This window comes from Mycobacterium sp. URHB0021 (assembly GCF_054057895.1).
Map to the genome: position 1 here is coordinate 7,792,765 of NZ_JBSRZT010000002.1, position 14,637 is coordinate 7,807,401.

The 14,637-nt window shown below is 67.0% G+C and carries 6 protein-coding genes and 1 pseudogene; 4 read left to right on the forward strand and 3 right to left on the reverse strand.

What is annotated here, in order from left to right:
- The first annotated feature begins 8 nt into the window (after positions 1-8).
- From ACVWWN_RS40250 to ACVWWN_RS40260, 3 genes are all read left to right on the forward strand, one after another.
- Positions 9-659, forward strand: a complete 651-nt coding sequence (locus ACVWWN_RS40250) for a GAP family protein (RefSeq protein ID WP_457148874.1) — start codon at positions 9-11, stop codon at positions 657-659.
- Between the two features lie 109 nt (positions 660-768).
- Positions 769-1,857, forward strand: coding sequence for a PE-PPE domain-containing protein (locus tag ACVWWN_RS40255; protein WP_457148875.1), 1,089 nt, complete (start codon positions 769-771; stop codon positions 1,855-1,857).
- A 48-nt stretch (positions 1,858-1,905) separates the two neighbouring features.
- On the forward strand, positions 1,906-2,199 hold the full coding sequence (locus ACVWWN_RS40260) for a putative quinol monooxygenase (protein WP_457148876.1): 294 nt from the start codon (positions 1,906-1,908) through the stop codon (positions 2,197-2,199).
- A gap of 18 nt (positions 2,200-2,217) precedes the next feature.
- Here ACVWWN_RS40260 and ACVWWN_RS40265 read toward each other — a convergent pair whose 3' ends face one another.
- The 3 genes from ACVWWN_RS40265 to pks2 all read right to left on the reverse strand — a co-directional run bounded on the left by ACVWWN_RS40265 (position 2,218) and on the right by pks2 (position 13,058).
- The gene (locus ACVWWN_RS40265) at positions 2,218-5,151 is read right to left on the reverse strand and encodes an MMPL/RND family transporter (RefSeq protein ID WP_457149461.1); all 2,934 of its coding nucleotides are present in this window, start codon (positions 5,149-5,151) and stop codon (positions 2,218-2,220) included.
- A gap of 128 nt (positions 5,152-5,279) precedes the next feature.
- Positions 5,280-6,695: a condensation domain-containing protein gene (locus tag ACVWWN_RS40270; RefSeq protein WP_457148877.1), complete on the reverse strand. Its 1,416-nt coding sequence runs from the start codon at positions 6,693-6,695 to the stop codon at positions 5,280-5,282.
- A 57-nt stretch (positions 6,696-6,752) separates the two neighbouring features.
- Positions 6,753-13,058, reverse strand: a complete 6,306-nt coding sequence (pks2, locus tag ACVWWN_RS40275; protein ID WP_457148878.1) for a sulfolipid-1 biosynthesis phthioceranic/hydroxyphthioceranic acid synthase — start codon at positions 13,056-13,058, stop codon at positions 6,753-6,755.
- Between the two features lie 644 nt (positions 13,059-13,702).
- Here pks2 and ACVWWN_RS40280 point away from each other — a divergent pair.
- A pseudogene (locus ACVWWN_RS40280) lies at positions 13,703-14,634 on the forward strand (TIGR03564 family F420-dependent LLM class oxidoreductase).
- Positions 14,635-14,637: the final 3 nt, after the last annotated feature.

The window sequence follows — 14,637 nt, forward strand, 5'->3', positions numbered from 1 at the left end:
CCTTATCCATGTGGATCACCGTCTTGGTGATGGCCATCGCGGTGAGCCTGGAACCGTTCCGCATCGGGATGACTGTCGTGATGCTGAACAGGCCGCGGCCGATGCTGCAATTGCTCGCCTTCCTGGCCGGCGGCTTCGTCATGGGCACCTCCGTCGGCCTGGCGGTGCTCTTCGTGTTCCGCCCGGTGCTGCCGAGTGCGACGCACTTCACCCTGCCCAAGGTGCAGATCGTGATCGGGGTGGTGGCACTGGTCGCGGCGGTGGTGGTGGCCACCGAAGTGCTGGGCGGACGCGCCGAGCGCAAGGGCAAACTGGCGGCACGGGCGCGTCGACTGCGGACCGGACGGTCGCTGTGGGTCGCAGGAGTGGCCGGCCTGGGCATCGCGCTGCCGTCCGTCGACTACCTGGCGGCGCTGGCGGTCATCATGGCCTCCGGGGCGGTCGCCTCGACACAGGTCGCCGCGCTGTTGACGTTCAACATCGTGGCATTTGCACTCGTGGAGATTCCACTGCTCGCCTACCTCGTGGCTCCTGAGCGGACGCGGGCGCTGACGGCCTCGCTGCACGACTGGATCCGGGCACGTCGTCGCCGCGAGGTGGCCTCGCTGCTGGCTGTGGTCGGCTTTGTCCTGCTGATCGCCGGGATCGCGGGTCTGTGACCGGCAGAACATGCGTTGCCGCCGCCCGCTTCCCAGAAAGGCGCGGTAACGTAGCGGCCGTAAACCGGGATTTGATCGAGGTTTTCGTGCACCGGAGGCGAAAGACTAGATGAGACGACTACTCGCGGGAGCCGTCGCAGTGGGGGTCGTTGCCGCCTCGGGCGGACTCGGGCTCGGCATCGCGATCGCCGAACCCGCGCTTCCGTGGAACAACACCTCCGGTACTCCGGCCCCGTCACCGGTGGGTGACCAGTCGACCGCACAGGTGGTCTACGCCCTTGGCGGCGCCCGGGCGCCGGGCATTCCCTGGTACGACTACACGATGCGGGCGGGTTCGGACTACTTCCCCCACGCCAAACGTGACCTCATCGACTATCCCGCCGGTGCACCGTTCAGCTGGGTGCCGAGCATGTTCCTGCCGCCGGGCCCCCGAGACAACGTCACCATCGGGGTGGCCGCGAAGGACGCGACGACCAGCCTCGACAAGGCGATCCGCAGCAACGGCGCCCCCGCCGCCGCCGTCGGCTTGTCCCAGGGCACGCTCGCCCTCGATCAGGAGCAGGCGAGGCTGGCCAACGATCCCAAGGCGCCGCCGCCCGACAAACTGCAGTTCACCACGATCGGTGACCCGACCGGACATCACGGCTTCGGACAGAGCTTCCTGGCAGGCCTCTTCCCGCCGGGCAGCTACATCCCGTTCATCGACTACACGATGCCGAAACCGGTCGAGAGCCAATACAACAGCAACAGGGTGATCGCGACCTACGACGGCCTCTCCGACTTCCCGGACCGGCCGGACAACCTGTGGGCCGACGCCAACGCGCTCGCCGCGTCGGCGATCGTGCACACTCCTGCTGCATTCACCGGACCGGACATGGTGCCGCCGCAGAACATGAAGACGACGGTCAACTCCAAGGGCGCCACGGAGACGACCTATCTGATCCCGGTCAACCATCTGCCCCTGACACTGCCGCTGCGCTATCTGGGCCTGTCGCCGGGTTTCGTCGATTCGATCGACGCCGTGCTGCAACCTCAGGTCGATGCCGGCTACTCCCGCTATGACAATCCGTTGAACCGGCCGACCTCGGTGGATCCGGTCCGCGGGATGGACCCGATCGGCAGCCTCGATCCGGCTACCCGCGGCACCATCGAGGACACGTTCGCCACGGTGCGCAGTTTCATGCCGCCGCTGCCCTGACCCGCTGGTTGCCTGCGCGATCCTTGATGCCCAAGTGAGGAGACCACCATGCCCGTCACAGTGACATTGGAACTGCGACTCAAGCCCGAATCCGTCGCTGCGGCACGCGATGTCATGGGCCGCGCGCTGCAAGTCACCCGGGCGTTCGAAGGAAACCTCGGCACGGACGTGCTCGTCGATGAGGACGACGAAGCGCACTGGCTGATCTACGAGCTCTGGGAGACCGTCGAGCACGACGAGGCCTACCGTAGCTTTCGCGCCGGCGAAGGGCGCCTGACCGAACTTCCGCCGTTGCTGGCCGCGCCCGCGGTCAAAACGAGGTACGCGACCACGGACATCTGAGGTCGGAGACCGTCACGGTCACACCTTGTCGAAGACGGTCTCTTTCTTCTTCGGCGGGTCCTCGATCGACCGCTTTCCCTGCCATGGGCGTGCCGGCCACCAGCCGGCCCGGCCCAACAGCGTGGCGATCGCGGGCACCGTGGTGGTGCGCACCACGAAGGTGTCGAGCAGGATTCCGACGCCGATGACGAAGCCGGCCTGCACCACCGTGTCGATGCTGGAGAACAGCAAGCCCGACATCGACGCGGCGAATATCAGACCCGCGGCCGTGATCACCCCGCCGGTGTAACGCACGGTGCGAATCACGCCGTAGCGCAGGCCGTTAGGGGCTTCGTCGCGCAGTCGTGAGGCGAGCAGCATGTTGTAGTCCGCGCCGACGGCAACCAGTACCACGAACGCCAAACCGGGAACGCTCCAATGTAGTTCGCGTCCAAGCAGGTATTGGAACACAAGAACACCGATGCCGACCGCCGACAGGTAGGACAGGATCACGCTTCCCACCAGATACAGCGGCGCGACTACCGCGCGGAGCAGCGCCATGAGAATCAGCAACACCACGGCCACGGTCACGACCATGATCAGCCGGAGGTCATGCTGGTAATAGTCGCGGGTGTCGCGCAGCGTCGCCGGATAGCCCGAGATCGAGACCTTCGCACCAGCGAGCGTGGTGTTCGGTTGTGCACTGTGGGCGGCATCGATGGCCTCGTTGAGCTGGTCCATCGCCTCGGTACTGAACGGGTTGAGATTGGTCTGAATGAAATACCGCGCCGCATGGCCGTCCGGTGAGATGAAGATCTGGGCGGCTTTCTTGAACTCGTCGGTGTCGAGCACCTCGGCCGGAAGGTTGAACCCCGCCATGGACGGCTCGGATGCGTTCTGGCCCATCGCCATCAAGAACTCCGAGGCCTGCGACAGACCGGCGCCCATCTGTTTGGTCTGGTCGACGAGCATCGTCACCCCGTCGGCGATCTGCCGGCTCGCGCCGGCCAGGTCGTTCGCGCCCTTCTGCACGGTGACCAGTCGCGTTCGCGCGCTGCCCGGAGTGTCCAACCCGAGCGAATGCAGCGAGCCGGAAATGGAATTCATCGATTTGGTCAGTCCGGTCACCATCGACGCAAGGCTTGAAAGGGGATTCGCGGACTGCAACTGCTTGGCCATGCTCGAAAGCCGGTCGAGTGTTCCGTCGTCCCTGGCGATCTGGAGCTTGTGGAACTGTCCTCGCGCATTACTGCAGATGACGCTGTTGTCGCAGTACGGGCTGGCGTCGAGCGCGACCACGACGGGGTCGATCCACTGGAAATCGGTCGCCATGGTGCCGAATGTCGTCTGCATTGTGTCGCCGAGCGAGCGCATCCCGGAGATCAGGCGGTCGGCGCTACCGAGATCGCCGAGCGCCTTGCCGCCGCCCGTCATGGTCTGAATGAAGGTCAGCGCATCCACCAGGCCACCGACGTTGGACATGGCCTTGGTGATCTGGCCGCGAACGTCTCCCAGGCTGTCGGCCAATTGGTCGGAGCCGGAGGCCAACCGGTTGAGATCGCCGGTTCGTCCGGTGATCATGTCGGACGCGCCGCCCAACTGGTTACCGACCTCCCCCGCCTGATAGGTGGCCCTGGCCTGCTCCAGCGATTCGCCGCTCGGTCGCGTGATTCCGCGTACCGAGGCGATCCCGGGCACCTGGCTGACGCGCTGGGCCATCTGCTCCAGATCGGCAAGGGCCCGCGGCGTTCGCAGGTCGTTCGGCGACTGGATGAATAGGTACTGCGGGATAACCTGATTCACCGAAAAGTGGCGGTCCAGCGCCGCATACCCCACGGAGCTTTCCATCGAGGCGGGCAGCGCCTTACGGTCGTCGTAGTTGTAGCGGACCAGACCGGCGCAGCTGGCCAGGGCGATCAACACGACCAGGCTCGCGACGAGGTGGCGCACCGGCTTTCGCACGATCCGGATACCGGTCTTGCGCCAGAAGACGGCGGTGCGCTCACTGCGCGGTTGGACCCAGCCCCGCGGGCCGGCCAGCACCAGGATGGCGGGCAGCAATGTCACCGCGGCGAGGAACGCGATACCGATGGCCAACGCCAACGCGATACCGATCGTGGAGAACAACCCGAGCTTCGCGAAGCCCATGCCGAGAAAGGTGATGCCGACGGTGGCCGCCGACGCGCCGACCACCTTGCCGATGGAGACCAGCGCGTGCTGCACCGCTCGTATCGGATCCTCGCCGAGCCGCAGGTAGTCGTGATAACGGCTGATCAGGAAGACGGCATAATCCGTCCCCGCACCGGCGATCATCGCACTCAAGAGCACGATCGATTGGTTGGAGATCGGCAGCCCGGTCATCAGCGAGACTCCGGCGACCACCGCCTGAGCCGTCATCAGCGATGCGCCGATCGTGAGGAGCGGAAGCATCATGGTGACCGGATTGCGGTAGATGACCGTCAGGATGATCAACAACATGACGGCGATCGCCAACTCGATCGGCATCCGGTCGTTCGCGCCGGCCTCGGTCAGGTCGGCGACGGTGGCCGCCGGTCCGGTCAGGTTCGCGGTGAGCGACGTGCCGTCGACAGTCCGCTTCACCATGTCGGCGACGTTGCTGTATGCGGTGTAGGCCTCCGGTGTGCCCACCCCGCCCGCCAGGCCGACGGGCAGAATCCACGCCTTGCCGTCCTTGCTGCCGAGCACCTCGCGCAATTGCGGTGTGGTCGTGAACTCTTGGAGCATCACGACATCCCGGGTGTCCATCTTCAGCCGGTCGACCAGCGTGCGGTAGACCTGCTCGTCCGCGGGCCCCAACCCCTTCTCGTCGGTCAGCAGGACCACGAGTACGTTGTCGGACCCCGATTCGTGGAAGGTCTCGGTCATCTGCTTGGAGGCGACCGTCGAGGGTGCATCCGCCGGAAGCAGCGCAACCGGGTTCCGCTGCGACATATCCGTCAGCGACGGCAGCATCAGCGGCACCAGCAGTGCGAGCACTGCCCAGCATCCGATGACCACCCCTGGCCACCGGGTGATGATCTTGCCTAGCCGGCCGAAGATGCGCTCACCTCCGGACGATCAGGTCGAGGAACAGTCCACAATCAGGCGACATTTCGCCAATGTCCGTTCTCGGCAACACGTTCGAATACCGACTTCAACGCGGCCAGGTACACGGCAACGGACTCTTGTGCGATCGGGTTGTCGGGGAACATCACCGCGACCGCGGTCTGCTCGGCGACGCGCATGACGTAGATGCACAGCTGATACGAGTACCGGCCGTCGCTGTAAATGCCGATGTTCAAATCGTCCAGATCGGCGGTGAGCAAGACCGAGAGCGGAGCGGTGCCCGCATCGAGGAAGTTCACCACCGGGAAGTTGGGCCGCGGCTTGACCAGTGCGGGCGCCAGTTCCAGCACGCGGTCATACGGCACCTCCGCCAGGCTCAGCCCCCCGTCGAACGCGACCTGTGCGGTCTTCGCGGCGTCACCGAATGTCGATCCGGCGATGGGGACGGTGATCGGAACGAGCCCCGTGAACCAGCCCTGCGTCAACGCATCCGTCGGCGTGCGCCGGGTGTCGCTCGGCGTGAGCCCGTAATACGTTTCGGCGCCGACCAATTCGTATTCGGCGAGACCACTGCACGCCAGCACACCGCCGATGAAGCGGGCGCCCCCCGCGGTACACGCCAATTCGAACCTGTGAGTCTGTTCCGCATCCATCATCGTCATGGTGACGATGTCGGCCTCGCAGTACACCGACGGGTCACCCAGGGGCAGCGGGAAGTCGGGCATGCTGCCGCGGTTGTTCTCGGCGAACTCGGTCCACACCCGCACCTGGGGGGATTCCAGGGTCAGCGCGGAGGTGAACGACCGCTGCTTGACGCAGAACTCGTCGTAGCTACCCGCAGCGGGCAGCGCCAGCGGAGGATCGCCGCCCGTCAGCGCGAGATAGTTCATGTAGAACTCGGTCAGCGTGGTGCCGACGATCATCGCGTCGACGTGCACGTGGTCGATGCTCGCGTAGAACGTGAAATGGTCGGTGCCCTGAATGACCCCGTAGCGGAAGCAATCCCACTGCAGGGGATCGGGGGTGTTGACCAAGTGTTCGCGCGCCTCGTCCACTGTCATCGCGCCGTGACGCTTGGGCACGAATTCGATGTCGGCGGGATCCTCGATCGTGTGCCGGATGAAACGTGCGTCGTCGGTGTATTCGAACCAGCTGCGGTAGGTGTCGTGCCGCCGTAGGTGCGTGTTGATGACGAAGCCCATCGCCCGTACATCACACTGCCCGGGGGCGTCACAACTGACCACCATCAGCCGCGAATAGTCGAGCCCCTTCTCCAGCTGATCGCAGTAGCCGCGCAGATGTTGCGCCTGCATGTAGCTGACCGGCACGTCACTCACGGGCGCGCGCGACGCCGCCTCACGCGCCGCGGGCGACGGGTGCCACGTGGTGACCGATCCCGCGGCCGGCGTCCAGTCCGCGGGTGTTCCTACTATCAATGGCCCTACACGCAACGCTCCTCCTCGATCGATACGCCCTCGACAGGGCGGTGTCCACCCGGCAGTCTGCCATCAGGTGGCCGATGCCTCCGCCTCCTTGCTGGTTAGCTGCTCACACAGGTGATCGGACAGCCCACGCACCGTGGTGATGTGTGTCGGACCGATGCGGATGCCCGTCTGCGTCTCGATGCGGGTCCGCAGCTCCAGGTTGCCCAGCGAGTCCAGACCATAGTCCGACAGCGGTCGGTCCGGGTCGATGGTGCGGCGCAACAGCAGGCTGAGTTGGTCGGACACCAGCCGCCGAATCGCGCTCGGCCATTCGTCACGCGGCAGCGCCATGAGCTCGGCGCGGAACTTCCCCGTGTCGGTGCGGTCCCCGCCCATGGACTGGAATCCTTCGGCGAATCGGCTGCGTTGCGCGAACGCGGTCAGCCAGGGGGTTCCGATCAGCGGGGCGTACCCGGTGTAGGTGCGGTCGTGACGCAGCATCGCCTGGAAGGCGTGCGCGCCCTCGGCCGGCGCGATCGCGACGCCGGCGTCTTCGGCCAGCGCGGTGGCCCGCCCGACCTCACCCCATGCGCCCCACGCGATGGCAGTGCTCGGACGTCCCTGGGCCCTGCGCCAGTGCGCGAACGCGTCGAGCCAGCTGTTGGCCGCCGCATACGCGCCCTGACCCGGCGAACCCACCAGCGCCGCCGCCGAGGAGAACGAGCAGAACCAGTCGAGTGGCTCCGCGATGGTGGCTTGGTGCATGTTCCAAGCCCCGTCGACCTTCGGCACCCAGCAGCGCCCGACCAGTTCATCGGTGACGTTGGTGAGCGTGGCGTCCTCCACGACCGCCGCGGCATGCAGCACGCCCCGCACCGGCAGCCCCGACTCGCCGGCCACCGCGACCAGCCGGTCCGCGACCTCGGGATCGGAGATGTCGCCACATTCCACCCGGACGTCGGCGCCGGTGGCGCGGATGCGTGCGATGGCCTCCTGCGCATCCTGGCTTGGTGCCGACCGCGAGTTGAGCACGATTCGCCCGCACCCCGCCGCCGCCATCTCGCCGGCAAGGAAGATGCCGAGACCGCCGATGCCGCCGGTGATGATGTAGGAGCCGTCCGGCCGGAACACCCTCACCAGCGCGGGCGGCACCACGGCCACGCTCTTGCCCTCGCGCGGGATGTCGAGCACCACCTTTCCGCTGTGCCCGGCACCGCCGACCAGCCGCACGGCGGTGGCCGCGTCACGAATCGGGTAGTGGGTGGTTTGTGGCAGTGGCAGTACGCCTTCCGCGGTGCGCTGATACACCGTGGTCAGCAGGCGCTGAACGGTCTCCGGGTGGCTGTGCGTCATCAATGCCAGGTCGACGGCGTACAGCGACAGGTTGCGGCGGAACGGGAACAGGCCGAGTCGGGTGTCGCCGTAGATATCGCGCTTACCGATCTCGACGAATCGTCCACCGAACGCCAGCAGTTCCAGACCGGCTCGCTGGGCGGCGCCGGGTAGCGAGTTGAGCACGATGTCGACGCCGTATCCGTCGGTGTCCCGGCGGATCTGCTCGGCGAACTCCACACTGCGTGAATCGTAGACATGCTCGATACCCATGTCGCGCAACAACTGTCGTCGCTGTTCGCTGCCCGCCGTGGCGAAGATCTCGGCTCCCGCGGCGCGGGCGATGGCGATCGCGGCCTGGCCGACCCCGCCGGTGCCCGAATGGATCAGGACCTTGTCTGCCGAGGAGATCCTGGCCAGATCATGCAGGCTGTACCACGCCGTCGCATGCGCGGTCGGCACCGCGGCGGCCTCTTCCAGCGGTATCTCGGCGGGGAGAGTGATCGCCAGCCGGGCGTCGCAGTTGACGAATGTGCTCCAGCAACCGTTGGCCGACATGCCGCCGACCCGGTCGCCTACCCGGTGTCCGGTGACGTCGGGGCCGACCGCCGTCACCACGCCGGCGAAGTCGATACCCAGCTGCTGGCGGTACCCCTCGAACGTGGGATACCGGCCGAAGGCGACCAAAACGTCGGCGAAGTTCACGCTGGATGCCGTCACCGCCACCTCGATCTCACCCGGGCCGGGCGGGATACGGTCGTACGCGGTGTATTCGAGGGACTCCACGTCACCGGGTGTCCGGATTTGCAACCGCATGCCGTCGCGCTCGTGCTCGACGACGGTGGTCCGGCGTTCAGCCGGCCGCAGCGGTCCCGGCCGCAGGCGTGCGGTGTACCAGTCGCCGTTGCGCCACGCCGTCTCGTCTTCCTCTGATCGGCTGAGGAGTTGCTGTGCCACCTTGGCGATCTCGGTCTCGTCGTCGAGGTCGATCTGGGTGGCGTTCAGGTGTGGATGTTCGGAGTCGATCACCCTCATCAGGCCGCGCAGCCCACCTTGCTCGAGGTTGGCCAGATCCCCGGCCAGCACACTGGCGGCGTTTCTGGTCACCACGCACAGTCGCGGGGCGTCGCCGGGGAGTTCGGCCATCTCACGGGCGATCCCCACCAGGTGTGCCACATGGTCCTGGCCGCGCCGGGTGAGCCGTTCCCTCGGCTCGCCGTCCGGGGGGCCCGTCACCACGATCACACCCGTCAGTACCTGCATCGCATTGCCCAGCGGGGTGGCGTCGACCAGATTGCCCGCACCCACCGGCCAGGAAACCGTCGTGCTCCGCGCACCCTGGGCAGTCAACGCTTCGGCCAACCCGGCGGTCAGCGGGTCGGCAGCGTCCGAAACACTCAGCAGCAGCCAGGATCCCGCTTCGCTGTGCGGCGCGTCGAGGTCGCGCTGCTCCCACTCGATGGCCAGCAGACGCTCGTTCAGCACCCGGTCGGCGTGCTCGTTTTCCGAGCCTCCCCCGGCGAGCCGCAGACCCTCGACGGACAGCAGCACCGTTCCGGACTGATCGAGCACCTCGAGGTCGGCCTCGCATTCGCCCGGCCGGGTGGCCGTGACGCGCGTGAGGCAGTAGTGGGCGTTGCGGGTCGGGTGATAGCAACGCAGTCGACGAACCCCGACGGGGAGCAGCAGACCGGCGCCACCGGCGGCACTCTGGACATCGGGGTGAACGACCACGGACTGAAAGCACGCGTCGAGTAGTGCCGGGTGGCTCGCATACGCCGCCTGCTGCGAGCGGATCGCGCCCGGCAGGGCGACCTCGGCGAGCACGGTGGTGACGCCATCGTCGGCGGTATGTGTCGCCGCGAGGCCCGAGAACGCCGGACCGTACTGAATTCCGACGCTGTCGAACACCTTTCGCAATTCGTCGCCGTCCAGCCGCACGGGATGGGCGGCCATCAGCGCGTCGATTTCGTGTGCGGGCGGCTCCTGACTGTCCTCCACGGCATGCAGGGCCGCGGCCGCCCGACGAACCCGTTCGCCCTCCTCGTGGGTGTTCACCTCGAACTCGAGGATGCCCGGCGCCGCCACGGTGGCCCCCGCAGACACCATCGTCAGCTCGTCGAGCAACAGCGTCTGCTCGAAGCGGATGTCGCGTACTTCAGAGTCCTCGCCCAGGGTCGCGCGCGCCGCGGCCAGTGCCATCTCGCAGTAGGCCGCACCGGGAAGGGCTGCCACATTGTGGATCTGATGATCGGCGAGCCACGGGTGTGCGGCGGTGCCTGCCTCCCCCTGCCAGACGTGCCGCTCGGGTTCCTCCAGAAGGTGCACGTGCGCGCCGAGCAGTGGATGCGTGGCGAGCAGGGCCGCGCCGTGCGCCTGTTGGTCCTGGTTCTCGCGGCTGAGCATCAGGTTGCGGTGGGTCCACGTCGGCAACGGTGCGTCCACCAGGCGTCCGCCGGGATACATCGTGGAGAAGTCGACCGCAGCGCCCGCACTGTGCACATCGGCGACGAAATACCGCAATCCGAAGGGCATCTGTTGCTCACGCCGCATCGCGGCCAGCGCAGCGATGGGCATGTCGAGGCTGCTTGCACTCTGTTCCACGGCATGGGTCAGCAGTGGGTGCGGGGACAGCTCGCCGAACACCCGGTAGCCATCCTCCAGCGCCGCCCTCACGGCCGCGGCGAAGCGCACCGTGTAGCGCAGGTTGTCAGCCCAGTAGTCACCGTTGAACGCCGGCCGGTCACGCGGATCCCACAGGGTGGCCGAGTAGTACGGCACCTTCGGCGTCATCGGTTCGATGTCGGCCAGCGCCTCGATCAGATCATCGAGGATGGGATCGACCTGCGGTGAGTGCGAGGCGACGTCCACTGCCACCTCGCGCGCCATCACATCCTTCTGCTCCCATGCCGCCACCAGTTCGCGGATCGCCTCGGTCTCGCCGCCGACCACGGTGGAGGTGGGGGACGCCACGACGGAGAGTGCCACGTCGGTGACACCCCGAACAGAGAGTTCCGAAAGTACCTGTTGCGCAGGCAGTTCCACCGATGCCATGGCACCGCTGCCCGCGATGCGCGACATCAAGCGGGAGCGGCGGCAGATGACGCGCAGCCCGTCCTCCAACGACAGCGCTTCGGCCACAACGGCTGCGGCCGCCTCACCCAGCGAATGTCCGATGACGGCGCCCGGTCGGACACCGTAGGACTTCATCGTCTCGGCCAGCGCGACCTGCATCGTGAAAATGGTCGGCTGGACCCGGTCGATGCCCGTGACCGTCTGCGCGGCCGACATCGCCTCGGTCACCGAGAACCCGGACTCTTCGGCGATGATCGGTTCGATCCTCGCCACGGTACCGGCGAATACGGGCTCAGAGGCCAGCAATTCGGCGCCCATCCGGGCCCACTGCGAACCCTGCCCGGAGAAGACCCACACCGGTCCGCGGTCACCCTGCCCGACCGCGGGCTCGTACGGAATCTCACTGTCCGCAACCTCTCGGAGGGCCGCGCTCAGTCCCTGCAGGCCTGCGGCCGCCACCGCGGTGCGTACCGGCCGGTGTGCACGGCGGCGCGCCAGCGTGTAGCCGAGGTCCCAGAACCCTTCACCCTTCTGGTCGCCGCGCGCGTCCACCCAGTCCGCCAACCGGGCGGCCGTCACGCGCAGTTGCTCAGCTGACGTCGCCGAAACCGGAAACAGCAGGGGCTCTTGAGTGCTGGGCGTCTCGGTGTCGACAGTCGTCGAATGATCCTGCACCGGAGCCTGTTCCAGGATGGCGTGCACGTTGGTTCCGGACAATCCGTACGACGACACCGCGGCGCGACGGGGATGGTGACCGTTGGTCGGCCATGGCGTGGTCTCCTGCGGCACGAAGAGCTGCGTGTCGATCGCCGCGAGTTCGTCGGGCAGCGCGGTGAAGTGCAGGTTCTGCGGGACGACGCCATGTTCCAGTGCGAGGATCGCCTTGATCATCCCCAGCGGGCCCGATGTCGACTGCAGATGTCCGAAGTTGGTCTTCACCGACGCCAGCGCGGTGGGGCCCGCCGTGCCGTAGACAGTGGCCAGGCTGGCGTACTCGATCGGATCACCGACCGGGGTGCCGGTGCCGTGCGCCTCGACCAGACCGACGGTGGCAGGGTCGACCGCGGCCGCGGCCAGTGCGGCCTGATACACCGCGACCTGCGCGGGCTCCGACGGGGTCGCGATGTTCACGGTCCGGCCGTCCTGGTTGGCGGCGGTGCCCCGCACGACGGCCAGGATCCGGTCGCCGTCGCGCTCGGCGTCGGGCAGGCGCTTCATCAACAGCACGACGCAGCCCTCGCCCGATACGAAACCATCGGCGCGGACGTCGAACGCATAACAGTGACCGGTCGGCGAGAGCATGCCCTGAAGCGATCCGGAGACCGACTTGCGCGGTTCGAGTGTCACGGCGACGCCGCCGGCGATGGCGAGCTCGCTTTCGCCGTCGTGCAGGCTGCGGCAGGCCTGATGGATGGCCATCAGACCCGATGAGCACGCGGTGTCGACGGTCACCGCGGGACCGTGCAGTCCCAGCGCGTAAGACACCCGACCGGACGCGAAGCTGTTACTGGTGCCGGTGAATCCGTACGGTCCCTCGGCGGCGCCGGTGTCGGCCGACAACAGCTCGTAATCGCCGTGGGTCAGCCCGACGAACACGCCCGTCTGAGTCTGGGACAGCGACGCCGGATCGAGCCCGGCGTGCTCGAGGGCGTCCCAGGACGCCTCCAGCAGCAGGCGATGCTGGGGGTCGATGGCGGTGGCCTCGCGCTCCGTCATCCCGAAGAAATCCGAATCGAAGCCCCCGACGTCGTCGAGGAAGGCGCCCCACCGCGTCACCGACCGGCCGGGTACACCGGGTTCTGGGTCGTAGTAAACGTCGGCATCCCACCGGTTCGCGGGAATCTCGTCGACGAAGTCGTCACCGCGCAGCAACGCCTCCCACAGACCTTGCGGCGAATCGATCCCCCCCGGAAGGCGGCAGGCCATACCGATGATGGCAACGGGTGTAGCTGTTCCAGCGGGCACTATGCGTTCACTCCCCACTCTCGGCCGTGATATCGGGCCGTCGATTGCTGTCTGAACACAGAAAAGCCCCGAGGCGCGGGCGCCCAGGAGATCCTCCGTGCATTCGGGTTTTTAGGCATTAATGTCAATCTGAAGCGTTAGCTTAGCGACTCAAACTGTAAGTGGCTCGTTAACCAAGTCGTCAATTTTGCTCGAAATCTCCGCTGCGACTGGGAAATTGCGCGATTTGCGACGCGCAGGCCTTTCGCTGTGGTAGCCAAAAATCCTGGTACCCGAACGTCATGGTGCAGCGATGCTAGTCGACGGCGTGGGCCGGGCCCGCATCGCCACGCTTGGCGTTTGCCAGAATCACCACAGCTGGGACGCGTCCGGACGGCTGCGTTTCCTCGCGGCTCCGACACTCCCAACGCTGGCATCGCACCGCGCCGCCGTGCCCGACCGCCAGGTGGACGGATTCGATTCGCGCGCGCGTTGGTCTGGCAAGTGACGAACACACCGGGTTCCCGAGCGGTCGGCGCCGCCCTGAAAAAGTTTTGGTGCGGCTGTAACGACCCGTCGCAACCGTCCGATACAGGGGATAGCTCCGTGTTGGCGTCTGACCCCCCGACCCGACGTCAACACGGGGCTCTCACCATTGCGCGTCGCGTGCTTCGATGAGCCGCATGCGCATCAGCGTCATCTTCAGCTCATCGGTCACCGGGAGCGACAGCCGTTCGCTGTTCGAGACAACCCGCGATGGCCTCGCTCAACTGCGCGACGAGGGATTCAGCCGGGTGTGGATGGCCCAGTTGCCGTGGGACGCCGATCTCACGACGCTGCTCGCGGCCGCGCTGCGCGATGTCGACACCATCGAAGTCGCATCCGGTGTCATCCCGATCCAGGTACAGCACCCGACGCAGCCGGCCCGCGGGCGCTCACGCTGAACGCGATCACCGGCGGCCGATTCATCCTCGGCATCGGCATGAACCATCGGCCGCTTGCTGGCGAGATGTGGGGCGCGGCCTGGGAGAAACCGGTGCGCCAGATGCGCGAGTACCTCGACGGCCTGCAACTGCTGTTGGCCGGCGAGCGCGCCGACGCCGCCGGGGAGTTCTGGACGGCCCGCGCCGCCCTTCAGCTTCCTGGCGCTCCGACACCGCCGGTGTACCTTGCCGCGCTGGGGCCTCAGATGCTGCGGCTCGCAGGTCGCCGCAGCGCGGGAACGCTGACCTGGATGACAGGCCCCAAGACCTTGGCCAACCACATCGTGCCGACCCTGCGGGCGGCCGCCGTCGACGCCGGGCGGGCAGAGACCGCCGTTCAGGTGGCGGCGGCGCTCCCGGTCAGCGTCACCGACGACGTCGACGCGGCGCGTGCCCGGGCCGCCAACGATTTCGCCGTGTACGGAACGTTGCCGTCCTACCGCGCCATGCTGGACCGGGAGGGATATCCGCGGCCCGAGGACGCCGCGATCATCGGTGATGAGCAGACCGTGTCCGATCGCCTCGACGAATTGAACGCGGCGGGCGTCGACGAATTCGTCGCGTGGATTCTCGACGATTCTCCCGAGGTCGGCGCACGGACGCGCGCGCTGCTGAGGTCGAAGGACCGCTGATCG

Bases quoted from the DNA above. Each gene is read 5' to 3' on its own strand.
- ACVWWN_RS40250 (WP_457148874.1), top strand. From the start codon at position 9: ATGTGGATCACCGTCTTGGTGATGGCCATCGCGGTGAGCCTGGAACCG.
- ACVWWN_RS40255 (WP_457148875.1), top strand. From the start codon at position 769: ATGAGACGACTACTCGCGGGAGCCGTCGCAGTGGGGGTCGTTGCCGCC.
- ACVWWN_RS40260 (WP_457148876.1), top strand. From the start codon at position 1,906: ATGCCCGTCACAGTGACATTGGAACTGCGACTCAAGCCCGAATCCGTC.
- ACVWWN_RS40265 (WP_457149461.1), bottom strand. From the start codon at position 5,151: ATGCTGCCGTCGCTGACGGATATGTCGCAGCGGAACCCGGTTGCGCTG.